The 22,233-nt window shown below is 32.1% G+C and carries 20 protein-coding genes and 1 rRNA gene; 5 read left to right on the top strand and 16 right to left on the bottom strand.

Annotation, left to right across the window (positions count from 1 at the left end):
• Nucleotides 1–196: 196 nt before the first annotated feature.
• The 8 genes from BN863_RS03750 to BN863_RS03715 all read right to left on the bottom strand — a co-directional run bounded on the left by BN863_RS03750 (nt 197) and on the right by BN863_RS03715 (nt 8,903).
• Complete coding sequence (locus BN863_RS03750) at nt 197–742, bottom strand: hypothetical protein (protein WP_038527689.1); 546 nt, start codon at nt 740–742, stop codon at nt 197–199.
• Nucleotides 743–801: 59 nt separating this feature from the next.
• Nucleotides 802–2,172, bottom strand: coding sequence for a M28 family peptidase (locus tag BN863_RS03745; RefSeq protein WP_038527687.1), 1,371 nt, complete (start codon nt 2,170–2,172; stop codon nt 802–804).
• Nucleotides 2,173–2,215: 43 nt separating this feature from the next.
• Nucleotides 2,216–3,094 (bottom strand): PPK2 family polyphosphate kinase, encoded by an 879-nt coding sequence (locus BN863_RS03740; protein ID WP_038527685.1) that lies wholly within the window; start codon nt 3,092–3,094, stop codon nt 2,216–2,218.
• A 237-nt stretch (nt 3,095–3,331) separates the two neighbouring features.
• Entirely contained in the window at nt 3,332–4,495 is a 1,164-nt protein-coding gene (locus tag BN863_RS03735) for a sigma-54-dependent transcriptional regulator (protein ID WP_038527683.1), read from the bottom strand.
• Between the two features lie 132 nt (nt 4,496–4,627).
• Entirely contained in the window at nt 4,628–5,935 is a 1,308-nt protein-coding gene (locus BN863_RS03730; protein WP_038527681.1) for an ABC transporter permease, read from the bottom strand.
• A 2-nt stretch (nt 5,936–5,937) separates the two neighbouring features.
• On the bottom strand, nt 5,938–6,867 hold the full coding sequence (locus tag BN863_RS03725) for an ABC transporter ATP-binding protein (protein WP_038527679.1): 930 nt from the start codon (nt 6,865–6,867) through the stop codon (nt 5,938–5,940).
• A 300-nt stretch (nt 6,868–7,167) separates the two neighbouring features.
• Complete coding sequence (dnaJ, locus tag BN863_RS03720) at nt 7,168–8,295, bottom strand: molecular chaperone DnaJ (RefSeq protein WP_038527677.1); 1,128 nt, start codon at nt 8,293–8,295, stop codon at nt 7,168–7,170.
• Between the two features lie 59 nt (nt 8,296–8,354).
• A complete protein-coding gene (locus BN863_RS03715) occupies nt 8,355–8,903 on the bottom strand; it encodes a nucleotide exchange factor GrpE (RefSeq protein WP_038527675.1) in 549 nt (182 codons plus the stop codon).
• A gap of 151 nt (nt 8,904–9,054) precedes the next feature.
• Here BN863_RS03715 and BN863_RS03710 point away from each other — a divergent pair, with 151 nt between their 5' ends.
• Nucleotides 9,055–9,726, top strand: coding sequence for a YceI family protein (locus BN863_RS03710; RefSeq protein ID WP_038527673.1), 672 nt, complete (start codon nt 9,055–9,057; stop codon nt 9,724–9,726).
• A 55-nt stretch (nt 9,727–9,781) separates the two neighbouring features.
• On the opposite strand, the gene BN863_RS03705 is transcribed toward BN863_RS03710, so the two are convergent.
• The 3 genes from BN863_RS03705 to mnmD form a co-directional block, all read right to left on the bottom strand.
• A complete protein-coding gene (locus tag BN863_RS03705; protein ID WP_038527671.1) occupies nt 9,782–10,690 on the bottom strand; it encodes a TIGR01777 family oxidoreductase in 909 nt (302 codons plus the stop codon).
• A gap of 106 nt (nt 10,691–10,796) precedes the next feature.
• Complete coding sequence (locus BN863_RS03700) at nt 10,797–11,366, bottom strand: pentapeptide repeat-containing protein (protein WP_038527669.1); 570 nt, start codon at nt 11,364–11,366, stop codon at nt 10,797–10,799.
• Between the two features lie 9 nt (nt 11,367–11,375).
• Complete coding sequence (gene mnmD, locus BN863_RS03695; RefSeq protein WP_038527667.1) at nt 11,376–12,056, bottom strand: tRNA (5-methylaminomethyl-2-thiouridine)(34)-methyltransferase MnmD; 681 nt, start codon at nt 12,054–12,056, stop codon at nt 11,376–11,378.
• 178 nt (nt 12,057–12,234) lie between these two features.
• On the opposite strand from mnmD, the gene BN863_RS03690 reads away from it, so the two are divergent.
• Entirely contained in the window at nt 12,235–13,290 is a 1,056-nt protein-coding gene (locus BN863_RS03690; protein ID WP_038527665.1) for a branched-chain amino acid aminotransferase, read from the top strand.
• A 36-nt stretch (nt 13,291–13,326) separates the two neighbouring features.
• On the opposite strand, the gene BN863_RS03685 is transcribed toward BN863_RS03690, so the two are convergent.
• The gene (locus tag BN863_RS03685) at nt 13,327–13,713 is read right to left on the bottom strand and encodes a pyrophosphohydrolase domain-containing protein (RefSeq protein WP_038527663.1); all 387 of its coding nucleotides are present in this window, start codon (nt 13,711–13,713) and stop codon (nt 13,327–13,329) included.
• Nucleotides 13,714–14,298: 585 nt separating this feature from the next.
• On the opposite strand from BN863_RS03685, the gene BN863_RS03675 reads away from it, so the two are divergent.
• Entirely contained in the window at nt 14,299–15,369 is a 1,071-nt protein-coding gene (locus BN863_RS03675; RefSeq protein ID WP_051774471.1) for a GyrI-like domain-containing protein, read from the top strand.
• Nucleotides 15,370–15,454: 85 nt separating this feature from the next.
• Here the strand turns inward: BN863_RS03675 and BN863_RS03670 are convergent, their stop codons facing one another.
• Nucleotides 15,455–16,066, bottom strand: a complete 612-nt coding sequence (locus tag BN863_RS03670) for a DUF1684 domain-containing protein (RefSeq protein WP_038527659.1) — start codon at nt 16,064–16,066, stop codon at nt 15,455–15,457.
• A 219-nt stretch (nt 16,067–16,285) separates the two neighbouring features.
• Between BN863_RS03670 and BN863_RS03665 the strand changes: the two genes are divergently transcribed.
• A complete protein-coding gene (locus tag BN863_RS03665) occupies nt 16,286–17,497 on the top strand; it encodes an MDR family MFS transporter (protein ID WP_038527657.1) in 1,212 nt (403 codons plus the stop codon).
• An 8-nt stretch (nt 17,498–17,505) separates the two neighbouring features.
• Here the strand turns inward: BN863_RS03665 and BN863_RS03660 are convergent, their stop codons facing one another.
• On the bottom strand, nt 17,506–18,525 hold the full coding sequence (locus BN863_RS03660) for a LacI family DNA-binding transcriptional regulator (protein ID WP_038527655.1): 1,020 nt from the start codon (nt 18,523–18,525) through the stop codon (nt 17,506–17,508).
• Between the two features lie 405 nt (nt 18,526–18,930).
• Between BN863_RS03660 and BN863_RS03655 the strand changes: the two genes are divergently transcribed.
• A complete protein-coding gene (locus BN863_RS03655) occupies nt 18,931–19,338 on the top strand; it encodes a hypothetical protein (RefSeq protein WP_038527653.1) in 408 nt (135 codons plus the stop codon).
• Nucleotides 19,339–19,406: 68 nt separating this feature from the next.
• Here BN863_RS03655 and BN863_RS03650 read toward each other — a convergent pair whose 3' ends face one another.
• Nucleotides 19,407–21,857, bottom strand: coding sequence for a helix-turn-helix domain-containing protein (locus BN863_RS03650; protein WP_038527651.1), 2,451 nt, complete (start codon nt 21,855–21,857; stop codon nt 19,407–19,409).
• Between the two features lie 186 nt (nt 21,858–22,043).
• Nucleotides 22,044–22,150 (bottom strand): 5S ribosomal RNA (gene rrf, locus BN863_RS03645).
• Nucleotides 22,151–22,233: the final 83 nt, after the last annotated feature.

The raw sequence follows: 22,233 nt of genomic DNA, 5'->3' as shown, positions 1-22,233 counted from the left end.
TATGGTTTACATCTATATTACCTATAAAAATGCACTTACAGACTACTTTTTAAAAACTCTGTTAACGATTTCGAGAATTGATTTAAAATAAACTTACATTCTTAAATTTTAAAACATAAAGCGCCCTTGAAAATAGTTTCAAGGGCGCTTTATGTATACGCGTGTTTAACGTTGTATTCTTTATACTAAAAATAGATTATTCTCTCACTGTTCCCATAAAATGATTTACATTAGAATTTAAAGGATTTCCTGTCACTCTTCTAAATGATGCTATCTGTCCACAGTGCCATACAGAATCTTCAATAGGACCGTTAATAGCATTCCAGAAAGGAACAGTTCTTACACCAGTTGGACTTTGAAAAATTAAACTATACTGTTCTAAATCTTTAGCTTCTTTAAACAAATCGGCAGCCGTTTTTAAATTCATTAAGGTTTGTGTTCTTAATTCTAAATAAGTTAATGGCTTTTTTAAAGTTTCTTTAATGTGAGGCACTTGTAAAGCGGCATCTCTAAGAATAGTTGAAAGGTCATGAATGTGAGTAATTGTTTCTAAAGTAGAACGTCCATCTTCATTCAATTTATATTCTAAATCTGTTGTAGTTAATCCTTCTGTAGCCCAATAGAATCGAAATCCTAGGGCATCTATAGAACGCCCCACCACAGTACCAGCGGTATAGGTTTCTGGATATTCCGGAATTTCGTAATATAGTAACTCTTGAGTTTGTTGTGCAGTAAGGGTCATGGTAAAAAATAACAAGCTAAGTGAAAAAAATATTTTCAATTTTTAAATGTATTTAGAGATTAGATTCCGTGTTTGTCGAACAAATAAACAAGTGAAGCCATAGATGCCGCACCTAATTCTAACTCTCTTTTATTTACGGCATCGAAAGTATCGCTAGCCGAATGATGATGATCAAAATAACGTTGAGAATCTGGTCGTAAACCTGCCGTTACATTGGTATCGTTTTTTAAAGGTCCTACATCTGCTCCAGACCCACCTTTTTCGAAATAATGAATTAAATATGGTTTAAATAAAGGCTTCCAACTTAATACCTTATTAAAAGTTGCATCACTACAATCGAAAGAAAATCCTCTTGGAGTAAATCCGCCAGAATCACTTTCTAAAGACATGATGTGATTTTCGCCATTCGTTGTTGCTACTTTTGCATATTCGGTTGCACCTCTTAAACCATTTTCTTCATTCATAAACATGACTACGCGAATACTGTGTTTTGGTTTAATTTTTAATGTTTTAAACAATCGGAGCACTTCCATAGATTGTACAATTCCTGCACCATCGTCGTGAGAACCATCTCCTAAATCCCAAGAATCTAAATGTCCACCTACAATAATGTAATCATTAGGAAATTGAGACCCCGTAATCTCACCTATAACATTGTAAGATTTAACATCTTTTAATTGTTTACAATTTTGCTTAAAATAAAACTCTAAGTTTTTATCTAAATGCAACATACTACTTAATAGATTGGCATCTTTGGTACTAATTGCTGCAGAAGGAATACGATCCGACACTTGTAAATCTCCATAAGTCATACTTCCTGCATGAGGCATATCGTCTAAACTTAACGTCATAGATCTTACAATAACACCTGCTGCTCCATATTTAGCTGCTTCTACAGCTCCCATATAACGTTGGTCAACACAACCACCATATGCCTCGAACGTATTTATTAAATCGGGTTGCATCGGACGGTTATAAAATACTATTTTACCTTTTACTTCGGCTTCCCCTAAACGCTTTAATTCTTCAAAATCTTTAACCTCTATAACTTTAGCAGTAAGTCCTAATGGATTAGTAGATACAGAACCTCCTAATGCACATATATTCACATTTGTAGTTTCTCCACTACTGGCTTTTATATACGCAAATTCTTTAGCACCTCTCACCCATTTTGGCACCATAACAGGTTGTAACCAAACCTTATCTAATCCTAAAGAATCTAATTCAGCTTTTCCCCATTCTACCGCACGTTCTGCATTTAATGATCCCGACAAGCGGCCGCCAATATCTATAGATAATGTTTCTAACCAAGAATAGCTTTTACCCTCTACTAAAGCCGATTTGTAAATTTGTTTTAATATATCTTCATCAGATTGAGCGAAGATGTGACTACCTAAACATAAGGCAATTAAGATAATTATGTTTTTCATAAATAATTTAAGGGGTATAATATTAATTAGCTCATAGAAAATACTACTCGCTTAGTAATTGTTTTTTATATGTTTCTATATGCGATTCTGTTTCTGCATCGAGTTCTGGTTCTTGAATATCATGATATTCTTTAAGCGTATTATAAAGAATAGTGGCTACAATTAAACGCGCTGCAGGTTTATTATCGGCAGGAATATTATACCAAGGTGCATTTGTGGTCGACGTTCTATTTATGGCATCTTCGTAGCAGGATTGATAACTATCCCATAAGGCACGTTCTTTTAAATCGTCTGATGAAAACTTCCAGTTTTTGCTTTTCTTGTCTAATCGACGAATTAATCTGTCGCGTTGTTCGTCTTTAGACAGGTTAAGAAAGAATTTAAAAATAATTGTCCCACTGTTAGAAATTGTACGCTCGAAATTATTAATTTCATTAAAACGGGTATCCCAAAACGTATCGTCTACATCTGAAATGTCATTCACTGTAGGGATGTTTTCGCTCAATATATAATTTGGATGGACTCGAGTAACTAACACATTCTCATAATGTGTTCTGTTGAAGATTCCAAATTTACCACGTGCTGGTAATCGTAAATAATGACGCCACAAATAATCATGTTTCAACTCTAAATCTGTTGGCGATTTAAAACTATGACAATCGATACCTCTAACATTAAAATCTTTAAACACTTCACGTATTAAGCTGTCTTTTCCGGCTGTATCCATACCTTGAAAACATGCCAAAACTGCATATTTACCATGTGCATACATGGTATTCTGAAGGTCGCCTAATTTCACTCTAATTTTTTCTAATTCCTTTTCTATCTTCTTTTCGGAAGCATCCAAATCAACCTTAGTATTTAGGTCTTTAATATTTATTTTAGAATCAATTTTAAAATCTTTAATGTGAATGTCTTTCATAATAAGAGTCTGCTTTAGAAATTTAATACTACTAAAAAACAAAAATGATTTTTATTAATGGCACATTTGATTTGTTTTGTTGATTTTTTAACGATTTTTTGAGCAATATCAATAGCTTTAAAGGGCAACCTAGGGTATCATCTATATATTTAAACCGTATTCTTAATTTTTAGGAACAAAAAAAAAGAGGCTCCAAGCATATTGCTAAGAGCCTCTTTCGATAAGCTACTAATGTCCTTATTTAGTAGCGTATAATTTTACATCGTTTTCTTCAACTGTAGCGCCACTTAAAATAATTAAACGTTCCACCACATTACGAAGTTCACGGATATTTCCAGACCAATCGTAAGACTTTAATAATGCTAAAGCATCTTCAGAAAAAGCCTTATTTGCCGTGCCTTGTTCGTTTGCAATTTTGTTTGAAAAATATTCGACTAATAACGGAATATCGTCACGTCTATCGTTTAAGGCCGGTACCTGAATTAAAATCACTGCTAACCTGTGGTATAAATCTTCTCTAAAACGCCCCTCTTCTATTTCCTTTTTAAGATCCTTATTTGTTGCAGCAATTACACGCACATCTACTTTTATATCTTTATCGCTACCTACACGTTGCACACGATTTTCTTGAAGCGCACGCAATACCTTTGCTTGAGCAGATAAACTCATGTCTCCTATTTCATCTAGAAAAATGGTTCCTCCATTAGCGGCTTCAAACTTTCCTGCACGGTCTTTATTCGCACTAGTAAAAGCCCCTTTAACATGACCAAACAATTCACTTTCTATTAATTCGCTTGGTATCGCAGCACAGTTAACTTCTATCATTGGACCGCCAGCACGTTCGCTTTTTTGATGTAACCAATGTGCTACAAGTTCTTTACCTGTACCATTAGCACCTGTAATTAATACACGAGCTTCTGTAGGTGCTACTTTTTCAATAATATCTTTAATATCTGCTATGGCTGGACTTTCACCAATCATTTGATAATTCTTGCTGATTTTAGTTTTAAGAATTTTATTTTGAACCACAAGTTCCTTTCGGTCTAAGGCATTTCTAACCGTATTTAATAATCGGTTTAAATCTGGTGGTTTCGATATATAATCAAAGGCACCTAAACGCATGGTTTGCACAGCTGTGTCTAAATCGCCATGACCAGAAATCATGACCATAGGTATTTCTGGTTTTAAAAGTTTTGTTGCTTCTAAAACTTCTACCCCATCCATTTTTGGCATTTTAATGTCACACAACACTAAATCATAATCCTCTTTTTTAATTTTTTCTATACCTACTAATCCATCTTCAGCTTCTTCCAACTCGTAGGTATCATTTTCTTCTGATAAAATTTTAACCAACACTCTACGGATGGCTGCTTCATCTTCAATAATTAAAATCTTTGGCATACATATTTTTTTTAACAGTGTCTATTAAAATGAATTCACACTACTATTATTCTAATTCTATAACTGTTGAACGTTATATTATTTACACGTTTATTTACGTTAAAAATTCTGAAATTATTTCACTCTAAACAATTAATATTTAATCCATTTAATCAACTCCTTATATGTTGGTTTCTTTCCGTACATTAAAATTCCAACACGATAAATTTTTGCGGCAAACCAAACAGTCAGTAAAAAAGATCCAATTAAAAGTAACAACGATAATAATTGTTGCCAGATTGGAACGCCAAATGGAATACGCATAAGCATAACCACTGGAGACGTTAATGGTATAAACGAAAAAATAGTTGAAATGGTTCCATGAGGATCTTCGATTACCGTAAAGAAACCAATATAAACCGATAACACTAATGGCATTAATATAGGAAATACAAATTGTTGGGTATCGGTTTCATTATCTACAGCGGCTCCAATAGCAGCATACATTGAACTATATAATAAGTAACCTGCAATGAAAAATAATAAGAAAGCAATAATTAAATTGGTTAACGGTAGATGATAAAATCCTGAAAGAATGGTTTCTATTTGTCCGTTTAATTGCTGATTTACTATAGATTGTTCGATGACTTGATTTTGTGGCGTCTGACTCATATCTATTCCAAAAATTATTCCAACCAATCCTGTTAACAAACCTCCTAAAATAATCCAAATAATAATTTGAGTGATTCCCGCTAGTGAAGTTCCAATAATTTTTCCCAACATGAGTTGCATAGGCTTTACCGACGAAATAATTACTTCGATAACACGACTGGTTTTTTCTTCGATAACACTACGCATAATCATATTACCATATATAATGATAAACATAAATAGCAAATAGCCGGCTGCACCACCAAACGCTAATTTGATAATACTTTCTACTTTAGATGTTTTCTCTCCTGAAAAATTTTCCTGAATGATACTAACATCTATTTTAGCCGATTCTATTTTATCTAAATCGACACCAACTTGCACTAATTTTACATCGGTTAACGATTTTTCTACTTTACTTTCTAAACTCGACACTATAGATAGAGACGGTGAATCTTCTGAATAAAATTTCACATGATTTTCTAAATAATTAATGTCGTCACTTTTTTCAATATGCAATAAACCGTAATCTTCTTGTGCATTAACCAGCACTTTAGCAGCTTCTAAATCTATATTTTTTAAAAACTTATACTTGGTAGTTTCTGTATCTTTAAATGCATTAGCAACCAAACCTGACTCGTCTAGAATAGCAATGGTTCGCACTTTATTATTACTAATTTGCGATAAATACGTCACTGTTGCAATTAGTGCAATTAACACTACAGGACTTAAAATAGTCATCACAATAAATGCTTTATTTTTAACTTTCGTTAAATACTCTCTTTTAATTATGAGTGGTAAATGATTCATGTTTAGCTATTATTCTGAATGGCTTTTATAAAAATATCGTTGGTACTTGGTAACAATTCAACAAAATGAGATACTTCTCCTTTTGTAGTTAAATACTTTAAAAATTCGTTAGGATTTCCGCTATCTCCTAATTTTACATTCACTTTTAATTGTTCGTCTATGGTTTTAAATTGTGCAGGCGACACATCAAATTTTTCGGTTAACTCTTTATGTAAAGCATCAATATTTGAAGTCTTCACTCCAATTTCGTACGAGTTATCTTTATTAGCTCTTTTAATTTCTGTTAACTTTCCGTCAAGAATTTTATTCGATTTATGTATTAATGCAATGTGGTCGCATAATTCTTCTACAGATTCCATACGGTGGGTGGAAAAAATTACGGTAGCTCCATTGTCTCTAAGGCGAAGAATTTCATCCTTAATAAGGTTAGCATTTATAGGGTCGAATCCAGAAAAAGGTTCATCGAAAATTAATAATTTAGGTTCGTGTAAAACAGTAACCACAAATTGAATTTTTTGAGCCATCCCTTTAGACAACTCTTGAATTTTTTTATTCCACCAATCTCCAATATCTAAACGGTCAAACCAATAATGTAGTCGCTTTTTAGCTTCTGCTTTACTTAACCCTTTTAACTGTGCCAAGTATAAAGCTTGCTCGCCAACTTTCATAGATTTATACAAACCACGCTCTTCTGGTAAATACCCGATATCTTGTATATGATGATTTTTTAAAGCTTCTCCGTCTAAAATTACATGTCCAGAATCTGGCATGGTAATTTGATTTATTATACGGATTAATGTGGTTTTTCCTGCACCATTTGGACCTAATAAGCCAAAAATACTGCCCTGAGGTACGTTTATGGAAACTTGATTAAGCGCTGTAAAATCTCCAAATTTTTTAGAAATATTATGCGCCTCTAAAATATTATGCATTCGTGCGTTTAGTTAATTGAGTGTGTAAATATATTAAATGTAAGACAACATGTTTAATAATAGTTACTAAAAACCCGTTATCTCTATAAACACAAAACCCACCCTTAAATAAACCTAAGGATGGGAAAAAAATTGCTATGAAAAAGAAAAATTTTACTAAACTAAATTAGTAATTACTCAAATATAATACTTTATATTACAAATCACATAATTTTTTAATATATATTTTACGAAATACACAAAACAAAAACATCCACCCTATAGAGGTGGATGTTTTAACATGTATAAAGCCTTATATATTTAAGAAAACATATCTTTTACTTTCTCAAAAAATGACTTATCTGAACTTTCTGGTTTTGGTGAAAAATGATCATCTTCACGCATGGTTTCAAAAAATTCTTTTTGTTGTTTATTTAATGTTTTAGGAGTCCATACATTAACATGCACTAATAAATCTCCTTTAGCGTAACCATTAATGTTAGGAATACCTTTTCCGCGTAAACGTAAAATTTTACCAGATTGTGTACCGGCTTCAATTTTAATACGGACTTTTCCTGTTACAGTTTCTATTTCTTTAGATGTTCCTAAAACAGCATCTGGAACACTTACATATAAATCAAAATGAAGATTATCGCCTTCACGTTGTAAATTTTCATGTACTTCTTCTTCGATAGCAACTAAAAGATCACCAGAAATACCCGTAGCACCAGGAGCTTCGTTACCTTTTCCTGTAACTTTAAGTTGCATACCATCTACAACTCCTGCTGGAATTTTAATAGAAACAGTTTCTTCTTTTACTATTAACCCTTGAGCATCTGCATCTTTAGGTTTTTTATCGATAGTTTGCCCTGATCCTCCACATGCTGTACAAGGTGCTGCAGTTTGCATACGACCTAAAATAGTATTAGCAATACGAGTAACTTGACCAGAACCTTGACACGTAGAACATGTGTTATAAGTAGTCCCTTCAGCTTGTACTTTACGTCTAACTTTAACTTTCTTTTCTACACCGTTAGCAATTTCTTCTAGCGTTAATTTTACACGAATTCTAAGGTTACTCCCTTTAACTCGGCGTTGACCACCGCCACCACCAAAGCCTGAAAATCCGCCGCCGCCGAAGCCACCGCCACCAAAAATATCACCGAACTGGCTAAAGATGTCGTCCATATTCATATGGCCGCTACCACCATAGCCTCCGCCACCACCTTCGAATGCCTGGTGACCGAATTGATCGTATCTTGCTTTTTTGTCTTGGTTACTTAAAATTTCGTAAGCTTCTGCTGCTTCCTTAAACTTGGTTTCAGCTTCTTTGTTATCTGGATTTTTATCTGGGTGGAACTCAATCGCTTTTTTTCTGTAAGCTTTTTTTATTTCAGCCCCAGTTGCACTTTTGCTAACTCCTAGAATTTCGTAATAATCTCTCTTCATTGTGTGTGTCACTTTCGACCGTTAATATTTTTTACACTATAATTTATAATGTGAATGTGTTATTGTCCTATTACCACTTTAGGAAACCGGATTACCTTTTCTCCCAATTTGTAACCTTTTTCAATAACATCTATAATTTTTCCTTTTAAGTCTGGTGTTGGAGAAGGAATTTGAGTAATTGCTTCATGGTGATCTGCATTAAAAGTATCTCCAGCAGCGACTTCTACAACTTCTAAACCTTTAGATTGAAGTACATTTCTAAACTTATTGTTTATTAACTCCACCCCTTTTAAAAGATCTTTTTCTTTTGTTTTTGAAATTTCGCTATAAGCACGGTCAAAATCATCTAAAACAGGTAATAACGCAACCATGACATCTTGGTTGGCAGTTTTAAATAATTCAATACGTTCTTTAGACGTTCGTTTTTTATAATTTTCGAACTCAGCAAATAATCTTAGAAATTTGTCTTTCTCTTCCTTCAATTTTATCTGTAATTCCTCTTCTACAGATACTTCTTGATTTTCAACGACTTGATCTTCTACCTGACCTTCTACTTGTTCTTCTATATTGTCGACTTCTACGTCTTTTTGATTCTCTTCTTTACTCATGTCTTTCTAATTTAAAATAAACACTATCCATTAAAGGCAAAAGTACTGCCATCTTTCAATATTTGCCAAAATGTCACAAATAAATTTTATGTTTTTTTCACTAGTCATTCCTTTTTAGTTATTTTTGAATTTAATCGTAAAAAGAAGTATTATGAAAAATAGATTATTAACACTACTATGTGTATTATCAATTGGAGTTTCTGTTACATCTTGTAAAGATAAAGCTAAAGAAGCCGGTACTACAGCAGCAGAACCTGTTGCTACAAGCGCAAATGCTTCTACCGAATACAAGATTAACACAGAAAAATCTACTATTGAGTGGAAAGGTTTTAAACCTACAGGCACACACAACGGAACCATTAACATTGAATCGGGTACTTTATCTGCCACAGATAACAGTATACAAAGCGGTACTGTTGTAATAGACATGAATAGTATAGTCGCTTTAGATGTTGACGGAGATAAAAAAGACAACCTTGAAGCGCACTTAAAAGGAACTGTTGAAGGTAAAGAAGGTGACTTTTTTAATGTAAACAAATATCCTACAGCAAGTTTTGTAGTTACAGGAGTTTCTAAAAATGACGCTGGTAAAACAATGCTTTCTGGTAACTTAAAGATGAAAGATATTGAGAAAAATGTATCTTTTCCAGTAACCGTTACTGTAGACGGAGAATCTTTAAGTTTGGTTAGCGAAACCTTTACAATTGATAGAACACTTTGGGGTGTAAACTTCGGGTCTAAATCTGTTTTCGATAATTTAGGTGATAAATTTATTAACGACGGAGTAGAATTAACTATTGAAATTAATGCTTCGAAATCTTAGCATTAAATTAATATTATGAAAACACGAAAAGACTATCTAAAAGGATAGTCTTTTTTTATGATAACAATTCTAAAAGTGCAGGTTGTAAGTTTGGATACTTAAAAACAAACCCTTCTTCTTCTATCTTTTTACTACTAACACGCTGACTAGAAAAAAGCAAATCGTGCATTTCGCCTAAAACCAACTTCATGACCACTCGAGGTATGTTTGGTAAAAACATAGGTTTATCCATAGTTTTGGCTATAGATTTTATTAATTCCGATTGAGTCACTGGGTTTGGAGCCACAGCGTTAAACGTGCCTTCTCCACAATATTTTAATAAATACATAAACACACGAACCACATCGTCTATATGAATCCAAGATTGCCATTGCTCCCCTTTACCAAAAACAGCTCCTAAGCCTAGCTCTGTAGGTTTTTTAAATTCTGGAAATGCACCACCATCATTAGACAGTACAAGTCCTATTCGTACTTTAGCAACTTTTATATTTAATCCGAAAAACGTATCGACTTCGGCTTCCCAAGCTTTTACAACATCACCTAAGAAGGAATCGTCTGTTTCAGTTTCACTTTCATTATAATATTTGGTTAGCGAATCTGGATAAATATTTATTCCGCTAGCCGAAATAATTTGTAACACATTATGATTAGGTAACGAGCGTATTCCGCGATGCAATACTCGTGTAGATATAACCCGACTATCTAAAATTTCTTTTTTGTTTGAAGGTGTCCAGCGTTTAGAAACTGTTCCTCCTGCTAAATGTATAATGACTTTTACATCTTTAAAGCAGTCTGTATCTATTTCGTTAGTTTCAGGATTCCAATAGTAACCTTTGTAATTCTTTTTACTAACAATTTTTTCTTTACTGGTGGTTAAATATTTTACACGCACATCCTTTTGAAGACAAAGCTCCACGATTCTAGTTCCTAAAAGTCCGGTTGCGCCAGTAATTAAAACACCCATATTCTATTTTTTATCAAAAATACCAAATACAATAGTCCTTAGCATAGTGATTAAGTAAGGTTTAACAGTAATCTGAGTAAATTTTAGTAAAATATTATAAACTCAATTAATCAATTTTAAGTTTATATTTCTGTAAGAGTCCTTCTAAATCTGAATTTGAAAACCTAGCTCCTTGCATTTTATTACGTTCTGGATCGATATTAAAATTATAAGCGGTTTGAAAATGAGCTCCTTCTAAATTAGCATCATCAAACAAGGTGTCTTGTAAATTACTTTCGTCGAAAACAGCTTGAGATAAATCGGTTCCATTAAAAGTTGCCTGTTGTAATTCGCAATTCACAAATAAGGTTTGTTTCAGTTTTAAAAAATCGAATTGAGTCATTTGTAAATTACAATTACTAAAACTAAATCGCATTAAAAATGTATTTATATGCTTAAATTCTAAGCCTAATAATTTACATCCAGAAAATGTAACATCGTTAAATGTGGTGTTTTTAATTGTGGTATTACTTAAATTACAATCTATAAACTCGCATTCGTTAAATACAATTCCTGATAGATTTCCGTTAGAAAAATCGCACTGTTCGAATGAACAATTGTCGTAGTCGGATATAGTTAACGGAGTTCTTCTATAATCTTCATTTTTAAACAACTCGTCTTCTATAATTGGCTTCATCTTTAAAATTTAAAAAGGTTTTCGGGCTCGTAACATTTCTCGTTTTCCTGGAGGTCCTGGAATGCGTTCTACTAAAAACCCTACAGCTTGCATAGCACGTCTGGCATTACCTTGTGCAGAATATGTAACTAATATACCACCTGGCTTTAAAGCCTTAATCATGATATTAAACACAGATTCTCCCCATAATTCTGGTTGCACTCGTGGTCCGAATGCATCAAAATAGATTAGATCATGTATAGCTTCATCTGTAATATCGGCAAAGGTTTTTTCTTGTTTTAATATTTTAAATCGACTGGTAATATCTTGCAGGATTTCCCAATCTACAGCATGAAGTTTCTTAAAAACAGATTCTTGAGTACCAGACGAAATTTCGTTGGCATAATTTATATGTTCTAAATCTGCTTGAGATACAGGGTAAGCCTCGACACCAGTATATGCTATATTACACTGTAACTCTTCGGCTTGCAAACAGGTTAAAAAGGCATTTAGTCCCGTTCCAAATCCAATTTCTAAAATATTAAGATGGTGTGATTCTGGATTTTTACTCAGCCAAAATTCTAATCCCGATTTAATAAACACATGTATAGCCTCTTGAATAGCACCGTGCCTAGAATGATAGGTTTCATCTAAATCTGGCAAATAAATGGTTGAAGAACCATCGGCTGTAGTAATAATTTTACGTTCCAATACACTATAAATTACGAAATATTCATTAAAATTTCAAATCTAATTGAAAGTAATACGAACTCGATTAGCAGTTAAAATAAGACGTAAATATACACGATTTTTAAAACACTTTTAAAATTTTTGTACTACTTTTATACTATAATTTAGAATACTGTTTAATTAAGTAAATTGTAATATTTTGACTAATTCAATTGAAATTACAAAAGCAAATACGAGCAAGATACAAGATGTTGATTTTGAAAATTTGTCTTTTGGAAAAGTGTTTACAGATCATATGTTTACATGTGATTTTAAAGATGGTGTATGGCAGAAGCCAGAAATTACACCTTATGCCCCATTAACTTTAGATCCTTCGGCACGTGTTTTTCATTACGGTCAAGCCGTTTTTGAAGGTATGAAAGCGTATAAAGATGATAATGACGACGTCTGGTTATTTAGACCGAAAGATAATTTGGCACGTATAAACAAATCTGCAGAACGTCTGGCTATGCCTGCATTCCCAGAAGATGTGTTTATGGATGGATTAAAAGCACTTATTAATTTAGATAAGGATTGGGTAAAGCCAGGTTTTGGAAATTCACTTTACATTAGACCATTTGTTATTGCTACAGAACCTGCTATTGCAGCATCACCTGCAGTAGAATACAAATTCTTAATTATTTGTTCTCCTGCACAGTCCTATTATTCTGGAGATGTTCGCGTTTTAGTAGCCGAACAGTTTAGTAGATCGGCTAACGGCGGTGTTGGTTATGCTAAAGCAGCAGGTAATTATGCGGCACAGTTTTATCCTACTAATCTTGCAAATCAAGAAGGTTTCCAGCAAATTATTTGGACAGATGCCGATAAACATGAGTACCTAGAAGAAGCGGGTACAATGAATGTGTTTTTTAGAATTAATGACACTCTAGTTACTGCTCCAACGAGCGAGCGTATTTTAGACGGAATTACTCGTAAAAGTATTATTCAAATTGCTCAGGATTCTGGTATTACTGTAGACGTTAGACCTGTAAAGGTTACCGAAATTGTTGAAGCGAGTAAAAATGGTTCTCTTAAAGAGATTTTTGGTTCTGGAACTGCTGCGGTTGTAAGTCCTATTTCTGCATTCTCTCATAAGGGAGAATTGTTCGAGATACCAAAACAAGACAAACGCTATTCCGATACTTTTAAAGAAAAATTAAACGGCATACAATATAATAAAACTGAAGACCCTTACGGTTGGAGAGAAAGTATATAATACCAAAAAGAGCGACTAAATTTAGTCGCTCTTTTTTTATTCCTCTAGAATAGAAGCTAAATCTGGCTCGAAAAAATTAGGCCCTTTTAATACTTTTCCGTCTGCTCTATAAATAGGTTCACCATTATCGTCTAACTTACTCATATTACTACGTTGTATTTCGTTAAATACAGCTTCAATTTTATGCTGTAAACCGTGCTCTATAATTGTTCCGCATAATATATATAGCATATCGCCTAGGGCATCTGCTACTTCTACAAGATCTTTATTATTTACAGCCTCTAGGTATTCTTCATTTTCTTCCTTCATTAAATTATAACGCAACTTGTTTTTGCTTTCCCCTAAATCGGCACGTTGAGTTTCGCTATATCCTAATTTAAAAGCAGTATGAAAAGCCTTTACTGATTCTATTTTATCCTTCATGTTATTAAAATATTGTTTTTTTGTTTACATTTACAAAGTTGAAAACTTTACAATGAAATCTTTGTTTTAGAGTGTAATTTCAACTTTTTACAATTTACGCGCCCAATTTATAATTAATTCGCACATTACCCCATGTTTACAAAAGGTCAAATGATTTTTGGAATCATATTTTTCATTGTTTTTGCTATCTCTATTTTTTATACCTACAAAAAAGATTTCGCACTACACAAGAAACATTATAGTGGTAGTATTTGGGTGTTAATTGGGTTTATTGCCTTCTTATTATTTATTATCTGTATAAAATTAATCTTTAAAGGTTAAAAATCAACGGAATTATAATTTATTTACCTGGCGCACACTACACAATCTTTTCTTTTTTCAACAACAAAATTAAGGTTACTATTTTACGTTATTCGATAAAGACAACTGTTTATTCTCTATCGTATCTTTTAAACAGCTTACACGGCTAAAGGCTATAACTTTATGCACGAAATATTTAAGGGGTATCTGCATTAAAGAACGAATACACTTTTAAAAAAAATGGAATAAAATTGATTATCTTTGATTCTATTCAACGTTACACAAATGAAATCCACCAAATATATTTTATTCATACTATTAATTGCGTTTATAGGTTCGGCAATTTATGTTGCTGTGCAACCAAACGATATTAGCTTTTCAAAAACAAAAACTTTTGATGCGCCGCAAGAAGTAGTCTATAATTACATTAACAACTTAAATAATTGGGGCACTTGGGTACCTTGGAAAAAAACAAGTACATCTGACTCCATTTTAAATACTAAAGACTACACCTGGTTACACGATAATGCTATTGGAAGAATAACAACTACCGAAGTATCGAAACCATCTCAAATTCATCAAAAAATTGTATTTCCTGAATATCCAGTATCTCAATTAAACTGGGAAATAGATTCAGTTTCTGCTAAAACATCTACAGTAACATTTGGAATGGCAAGCAAAAACATACCTTTTAAAAAGAAAGCCTATTATGCATTCTTTGGAACTCTTGAAGATGAACTTGCTCCAAAATTCGAAACCAGTTTAAATCAATTAGACTCTTTAATTTCTGCTAGCATGAAAGTGTATAGCATTACCATAAATGGAATTACAAACCATAGCGGAAGTTATTATTTATACAAAACCACTTCGTGTAAACTTGCTAACTTACAAGATAAAATACAAGCCATTAAACCAGAACTTACTGAGTATGTTATCGAAAACAACATTCCTATGGCTGGATTCCCTTTTGTACTTTACAATAAATTAGATACGGAAAATGATGCCGTAATATTTTCGTATTGTATACCTACAACAACGCAAGTAATAACAACCGAACCTGATATACTAACTGGATTATTACCTTCTTTTAGAACACTAAAAACGACTTTAAAAGGAGATTATGACCATTTAGATAAGGCATGGAAAAAAACTTTCGAGCATTTAGAAACGAATGGTATTGAAAAATCTAATGAAAATTTAATGTTAGAAACCTACGTTACTAATCCGAAATATAAAATTAATCCAGCAGATTGGATTACCGAAATCTATGTCGCAATAGGTAATGAAACCGACTCAATTCCTTTAGACTTACGAAACCTAAAATTGCCTTTGGAAGATGATAACGATACCTTGTAAATACATAAATACCGTTATGTAATTTTTCAATTTCAAGACCATAGCAACTAATGTGATAAAATGATGTTGCTAAATCTTAGAATTTCTATTCTTTAATAAAAGCCTTTACTCCTGCTTTAATTTCAGTATCAATAAAATTATCACGAGGTACAATTGGACAGGAATACTTTTCGTTATAAGCACAATATGGGTTAAACGCCGTGTTAAAATCTATAGTTATTATACTATCACGCACTTTATCATTTACTCGTAATTCAATATAACGTCCGCCACCATATGTAGAATCGCCATTTGTTAAGTCTAGAAAAGGCAGAAACAAATAATCTTCATAACCTTCTTTATCTAGTAAATCTTGACTTTCGTAAATTTTAAGCTCAAAATCTTCTCCTTTAATATTGAAACTTACAATTCCGAAAACACGTTCTTGAGCCATACGATTTGTTGTTGTTGGCATCGCAAAAAATGTAGTATTTGGTGTATGTTTTAATTTAGCTTTTACAATATAAGCTGAGTCTACTTTAAAAAAATCTAAACCTTTAAAGGTTTTTCTATCTTTCTTTTTTAATGGAGATGTGCTCGCATCTTTAAAACTGCTATTTAATGATTTCTGAAACGGTGTATCGCCAAGTAATGGTTCTTTGTTTTGAAAACAAGACGACAAACTAATAAACAAGCATATATAGAGTAGAAATTTCATTTAAATAAATTTTAAATTCAAAAATACAACTTATCATATTTTTATCTAGATTTGAACTTGAAAATATCTATTATGTTAATCAGAAAAATGCTTTATAAACTTACACGTGTATCTAAACCAAGATACTGGACTTTCTGTATATAACATTTTCGATATTATATAAAAAACGTCCAACCTTTTAAGTTGGACGTTTTTTTGTACTTAATCACACCAAAACCAATGAAAACTATTTTTTCTAATTACATAAACACTTTTAAAGGTCTTTCTACCGAAGTTTGGTGGTTAGCTTTAATTACACTTATAAACAGAGCAGGAACTATGGTAATTCCTTTTTTGTCGCTTTACCTTACTAAAAACTTGCATTTTACACTTACAGATGTTGGTTGGATTATGAGTGCATTTGGAGGAGGGTCTGTTGTTGGATCTTGGTTAGGCGGAAAACTAACCGATAAAATAGGCTATTATAAAGTAATGGTTTTTAGTCTTGTTCTCTCTGGATTTCTATTTATTGCTTTACAATTTTTAAAAACGTTTTTAGAAATTTCTATCGGTGTTTTTATACTTATGATTGTTGCAGATATGTTTAGACCTGCCATGTTTGTAGCATTGAGTGCATATAGTAAACCCGAAAACAAAGTAAGATCTGTAACCTTAATTAGACTAGCTATTAACTTAGGCTTCTCTGCAGGACCAGCTATTGGTGGATTAATAATAGTAACATTAAGTTACGGTGGATTATTCTGGGTAGATGGTATCACGTGCTTTTTAGCTGGTATATTATTATTGAATGTGCTACATCCTAAAAAAGCAAGAATTGCAGACGAAATCACTATAGAGAATCCAAAATCGGCTTATAAAGATAGTAACTATATCATCTTTCTGTTTGCCATGCTATTATTCGGAATTGCATTTTTACAATACTTTTCTACGATTCCATTATATTATAAAGAAGTGCATCATTTATCCGAATTTCAGATTGGTTTATTAATGGGTATGAACGGATTCTTAATTTTTGCACTTGAAATGCCAATAGTTAAGTATTTAGAAAAGTCTCTATATACCAAAACAGGATTAGTGGTTTTTGGCTCTATACTTACCGCTATAAGTTTTATGTTTTTAAACTTAAGTAATTGGGTAGGTGTATTAGTTATTGGTATGTTATTTATGACTATAGGAGAAATGATTGCATTCCCCTTTTCTAATGCATTTGCTTTACAACGTGCAAAAAAAGGAAATCAAGGTGAATATATGGCCTTATACAGTATAGCCTTTTCTATAGCACATATTATAGCTCATAACTCTGGTATGCAACTTATCTCTGCATATGGATATAGCATAACTTGGCACACAACTACAGTGGTTATGTTAATTTGTATTGGTTTGTTGTACTATTTAAAATGGAGAATGAATAGCCAAAAAGATAAACAGTAAATTATAATTTAACGCGTAGAATCACGAACAACAATATCTGTTTCTACTAGTTCTGTTGTAAAGGGCTTGTTTTCTTCTTTCTTCTGTTCTAATTTTTCAATTAATTTCTTAACAGCAGCAGCTCCCATTATTTCTCCATGTTGACTAACACAAGTTAGTTTAGGATTAGAATGACGAGCTAGTAAACCATTAGAAAATGAAATAACAGCTAAATCCGAAGGAATACTATAACCATTTTCGTTAGCTAATTTCATTGCTGAAACTGCCGAAGATTCGTTTGTAGATAATATGCCATCAATTTTATGATCGAATAACGGGCGAATCATATTGGCATATTTTTTATAATCGGCTTCAGATTCGTTTATAATTAAATCTGGATTAAACGGTAAATTATTTTGTTCCAATCCTTTTTTATAGCCTTCAAATCGTATACGTCCTTTACTTAATTTTTTTAATGGTGATACAAATGCAATACGTTTACAACCTTGATTTACTAAATAACTTACCGCATCTGCAGTAGCATTTAAATCATCATTTATAATTTTGTCACATTCAACTTGATCAGAAACACGATCAAACATCACTATTGGAAATCCAAATTTAACAGTATCTGTAAAATGACTGATTTCTCCATTCGCTTCAGTTTCCTTAGAAATAGCTAATAAAAAACCATCGATACTTCCTGTTGAAAGCATGTCGATAATTTCGACTTCCTTTTGATAGGACTCATTAGAGATACAGGTCATTATTCTGTAGCCATTTTTTGCAGCTTCTTTCTCTATACCTTGTAACACTTGCATATAGAAATAATTAAGCATATTAGGAATAATTACACCAATACTTTTAGTTCGTTTATTTTTTAAACTTAAAGCATTATAATTAGGTCTGTAGTTTTTTTCCTTAGCATAATTCTGAATTAAAATTCGAGTTTCCTCACTAATTTCTGGAATATCATGAAGGGCTTTAGATACTGTTGAAACGGATACATTTAGTGCTTTAGCAATATCTTTTAAAGTTGTTTTTTTCATGAGTTAGGCTATTAATGTAAATTAGTGATTTATACGTTTTACCGAAAAATATAAGTAGATAAAATTATAATAATTTTTTGAAACTAAAAAGTCTTAAATTTTATTAATTATTAAATAAATGATGGCTTTCAGTCAATTTAACAAACATTTCCACAATCAAATCCATGTTTTCCAAAACTTTATACAAATAATTAGTCTGCGCCTAACCTAAGGTATCACAATTATTAAAATAAGTATTAAATCTCAAATAAATATTTATAAACCGCTGTATTTATAGGTTATATTCATAGGAAGTATTGCCAGGGTATTATTAAAACAAGTTTTAATCGAAAAGAGATGTTAAACTTATAATTATAAAGCGAACTTAAATTTTTACTGAGTAATTTTGCACTAATTAGTAATATCATGTCACACGCAAGTAATTCTAAAATAAACGATTTAATTATCTATCAGAAATCTTTATATGTCTTCAAACTATCAAGACATATTGCTTCGTATATCACAAACGATAAGGATATGATGTCTATGCATAGGTCAGGTAATTATATCGATAAATTTGCTGATAAGTTAGTTATAGATGCGTTGGGTTTAGTTCCTAAAATTGTAGAGACTGAAAATGAAACAAATCAAATTCTAAAAATAAGATACGCGAAATCTCTACGCTTTTTTATAGATCGCCTATATTACAACAGTAAGCATCTAGAAATGAGTAAAACGAATAGCACTGATTTTATTAAACTATTACGTATTGAACTTAAAAAATTAAGAATAATACATAAGCAGTATGTGCGCTCGTTAATACAGTTGAATTGATTTTTATCATCACAGTTTTGTAAACTTTAATTAAAATTAATTCACAGAAATTATAATTCGACTATTAATTAGTCATCTTTAGAATTTAAGAGATTTAAAACAAGTCGAATTTCGGCATAACTATAAGTATCTGCTAACTGATTTTTTAAATCGGAAAGATTCTCAAATGTTTTTTCAGGAATACGTTTTAAGAGATCATCGTATGTCTCCTTAGACATTAAATCTGTAACTTTTATTTCGCCAGTAGGTATAAAACTAGCTAAATGGCCAAAAATAGTATTTTCATTAAGTTCCCGATCTAAAGCTATTGCCTCAATATTTTTACCCGCTTTAAATAATTCTAATGATTTAACTTTTGTATTAACTTTATCTCGCACTTTAGTTGGCTCCTCATCGAAAATAGTGTCTTCGCTATGAGTTTGTATATCATTTTCATCGCAATAATCACGAATCACATTTAATATAGCAGTTCCATATTTTTCAACTCGTGTAGCACCCATACCATTAATTTGTAAAAGTTCGTCTTTAGTTAAAGGTAGAACTTCGCACATTTCGTATAACGATTTTTGTGAAAAAACCTGAAAATGAACCAAATCATGCTCTGATGCAATTTCATTTCTAAGTACACGCAATAACTCAAATAAGTCTACATTAATTGTACCGTCTACAACAGATTTACGAGACTTTCGAGGTTTTTCTTTAGCTAAAAACACAGCTTTAGCCCGAGTTTTTAATAGTTTTTGAGTTGTAAAATCCTCAGATAATTCACTAAAATAAAACAACTTGGACTCATACAATTCCGCAATTGCATCCATATTTTTAGTAATATCTCCACCTACAGCCTGATTATCTGTAGTAAAACTAAAAGCTTTTATCGAATCACCTATATACTTTTCAATTTCAGATTTAAAATAAGTTATGGCTTTATTAAAACGAGACTGTATAACTTCACTCTCCTCTAATGACCCACTTTCCTCTAAAGAAAGCTGACTAAGTTGCGTATTAAATCCATTACTAACTTTTAATAAATTAGTAATTGCTGTTTTAACAACAAGCATAGGGGCTTCAAGATTCCCTTCTAGACTTGATCTGTTCTTATAGAAAATATCTAAAATTCGATTTATAGGATATAAAAAATCATAAAACCCGAAAACTTCAGCAATTAAATCTAATTGAAATCGTTTTTGAGAATGTTCCAAGACGTATTCATCAGGTTCATTTTCTTCAGATTTCTTATTGAAGCTAAGCACATTACTATCAGTAATTATTTGATTTGATGTTATTTTACTTTTCAAAACCAAACCTTCTAAGGATTTACAGCGACTTAATGCAACATAGGTTTGCCCATGTGCAAAAGCGCTTCCAGAGTCGATAATAGCTTTTTCAAAAGTTAATCCTTGACTTTTATGAATCGTTATAGACCATGCTAAACGTAAAGGAATTTGAGTAAATGCACCTATTTTATCTTCGGTTATGGCTTTAGTTTCCTTGTCTACTGTATAATTAATATTTTCCCAAACTTCTGCCTTAGTAACAATATTAAAATCGTCTCCGGGACAGCGTACAGTAACTTCATCATGATCTAAATCTACTATTTTACCAATCTTACCATTAAAATAACGTTTATCTTGGCCTGGATCATTCTTTATAAACATAACCTGAGCACCAGCTTTAAGTTCTAATATTTCACTATTAGGATATGAAAACTCAGGAAATTTACCTTCAACAATGGCTGTATATGTATACACTTTTGTATTCAGTTTTTCTAACTCTAACTTATTAGTTGCTTCTGCTTTATTATTATGTGTAGTAAGAGATATATAGCCCGAGTCAGGTTCTGGGGTAAAGTCAGATATAAATCTTTTATTCAACTCGGCTGCGCTAGATTCAGTAAGTCGATTATTCCTTATTTCATTAAGAATTTGAATAAAAGTGGGATTTTCTTGTCTATAAATGTGTTTAAGTTCAATACTGATTGGGTCGCACTGCTGATAAGCATGACTACTAAAAAAGAAACCATTATTATAAAATCGTTTTAGCAGATGCCATTCGTTCTCTTTAATAACAGGAGATAACTGCTGTAAGTCTCCAATCATTAATACCTGTACACCTCCAAAAACTTTATTTCTATTTTTAAAACGGCGTAATGTTTTATCTATTCCATCTAGTAAATCGGCACGCACCATACTAACTTCATCAATAACTAATAAATCCATGGATTTAATGATATTGATTTTAGTCTTATTAAACTTTCTATTAAAACCTGAAGGATTATTTAAATCTGAATCTGGTAAAATAGGACCAAACGGCAATTGAAAAAAGGAATGTATCGTTACACCTTTAGCATTTATAGCAGCAACACCTGTTGGGGCAACTACAACCATACGTTTTAGACTATTTACTTTTAACCGATGTAAAAAGGTGGTTTTTCCTGTCCCTGCTTTACCTGTTAAAAAAATAGAACGATTTGTATTGTTTACAAATTCCCAAGCTAATTCAAGTTCCTTATTAATCGTCATTAAACATTTAGTTTATTAAAGTTTGAAGATAATAAATAGAATAATTTTAGAGTGTGTTTTTATGAAAATAAACAGTAAGTCTGTTATATATGAAGAAAAGCAGAAACCCAGTATTTAAATGTGAGTTTCAAGTTGGATTTAAAGCAAAAAAATCCTCAACAAATAAATGTTGAGGATTTAGTATAAAAAAGGCGACGACCTACTCTCCCACAATGCAGTACCATCGGCGCTAATGGGCTTAACTTCTCTGTTCGGAATGGTAAGAGGTGAGCCCCATTGCAATAATCACCTTAAATTGTTGATTGTTAATTTCCACTTAGAAAACTAATCAACCGCGCTTTAGCGCAAATATCTTAACATATTGAAAAATACCCGA

Origin of the sequence: Formosa agariphila KMM 3901, assembly GCF_000723205.1 — a bacterium.
Classification (GTDB): domain Bacteria; phylum Bacteroidota; class Bacteroidia; order Flavobacteriales; family Flavobacteriaceae; genus Formosa; species Formosa agariphila.
This window is presented reverse-complemented; position numbering and strand designations above follow the sequence as displayed.

What these genes read in the sequence shown, in the direction of transcription:
- BN863_RS03685 (WP_038527663.1), bottom strand. Translation starts at nt 13,713, where the DNA reads ATGAAGGATAAAATAGAATCAGTAAAGGCTTTTCATACTGCTTTTAAA.
- BN863_RS03710 (WP_038527673.1), top strand. Translation starts at nt 9,055, where the DNA reads ATGAAAAATAGATTATTAACACTACTATGTGTATTATCAATTGGAGTT.
- BN863_RS03740 (WP_038527685.1), bottom strand. Translation starts at nt 3,094, where the DNA reads ATGAAAGACATTCACATTAAAGATTTTAAAATTGATTCTAAAATAAAT.
- BN863_RS03670 (WP_038527659.1), bottom strand. Translation starts at nt 16,066, where the DNA reads ATGAAATTTCTACTCTATATATGCTTGTTTATTAGTTTGTCGTCTTGT.
- BN863_RS03725 (WP_038527679.1), bottom strand. Translation starts at nt 6,867, where the DNA reads ATGCATAATATTTTAGAGGCGCATAATATTTCTAAAAAATTTGGAGAT.
- BN863_RS03665 (WP_038527657.1), top strand. Translation starts at nt 16,286, where the DNA reads ATGAAAACTATTTTTTCTAATTACATAAACACTTTTAAAGGTCTTTCT.
- BN863_RS03650 (WP_038527651.1), bottom strand. Translation starts at nt 21,857, where the DNA reads ATGACGATTAATAAGGAACTTGAATTAGCTTGGGAATTTGTAAACAAT.
- BN863_RS03700 (WP_038527669.1), bottom strand. Translation starts at nt 11,366, where the DNA reads ATGAAGCCAATTATAGAAGACGAGTTGTTTAAAAATGAAGATTATAGA.
- BN863_RS03660 (WP_038527655.1), bottom strand. Translation starts at nt 18,525, where the DNA reads ATGAAAAAAACAACTTTAAAAGATATTGCTAAAGCACTAAATGTATCC.
- BN863_RS03750 (WP_038527689.1), bottom strand. Translation starts at nt 742, where the DNA reads ATGACCCTTACTGCACAACAAACTCAAGAGTTACTATATTACGAAATT.
- BN863_RS03675 (WP_051774471.1), top strand. Translation starts at nt 14,299, where the DNA reads ATGAAATCCACCAAATATATTTTATTCATACTATTAATTGCGTTTATA.
- BN863_RS03715 (WP_038527675.1), bottom strand. Translation starts at nt 8,903, where the DNA reads ATGAGTAAAGAAGAGAATCAAAAAGACGTAGAAGTCGACAATATAGAA.
- BN863_RS03735 (WP_038527683.1), bottom strand. Translation starts at nt 4,495, where the DNA reads ATGCCAAAGATTTTAATTATTGAAGATGAAGCAGCCATCCGTAGAGTG.
- BN863_RS03705 (WP_038527671.1), bottom strand. Translation starts at nt 10,690, where the DNA reads ATGGGTGTTTTAATTACTGGCGCAACCGGACTTTTAGGAACTAGAATC.
- dnaJ (WP_038527677.1), bottom strand. Translation starts at nt 8,295, where the DNA reads ATGAAGAGAGATTATTACGAAATTCTAGGAGTTAGCAAAAGTGCAACT.
- BN863_RS03655 (WP_038527653.1), top strand. Translation starts at nt 18,931, where the DNA reads ATGTCACACGCAAGTAATTCTAAAATAAACGATTTAATTATCTATCAG.
- BN863_RS03730 (WP_038527681.1), bottom strand. Translation starts at nt 5,935, where the DNA reads ATGAATCATTTACCACTCATAATTAAAAGAGAGTATTTAACGAAAGTT.
- BN863_RS03745 (WP_038527687.1), bottom strand. Translation starts at nt 2,172, where the DNA reads ATGAAAAACATAATTATCTTAATTGCCTTATGTTTAGGTAGTCACATC.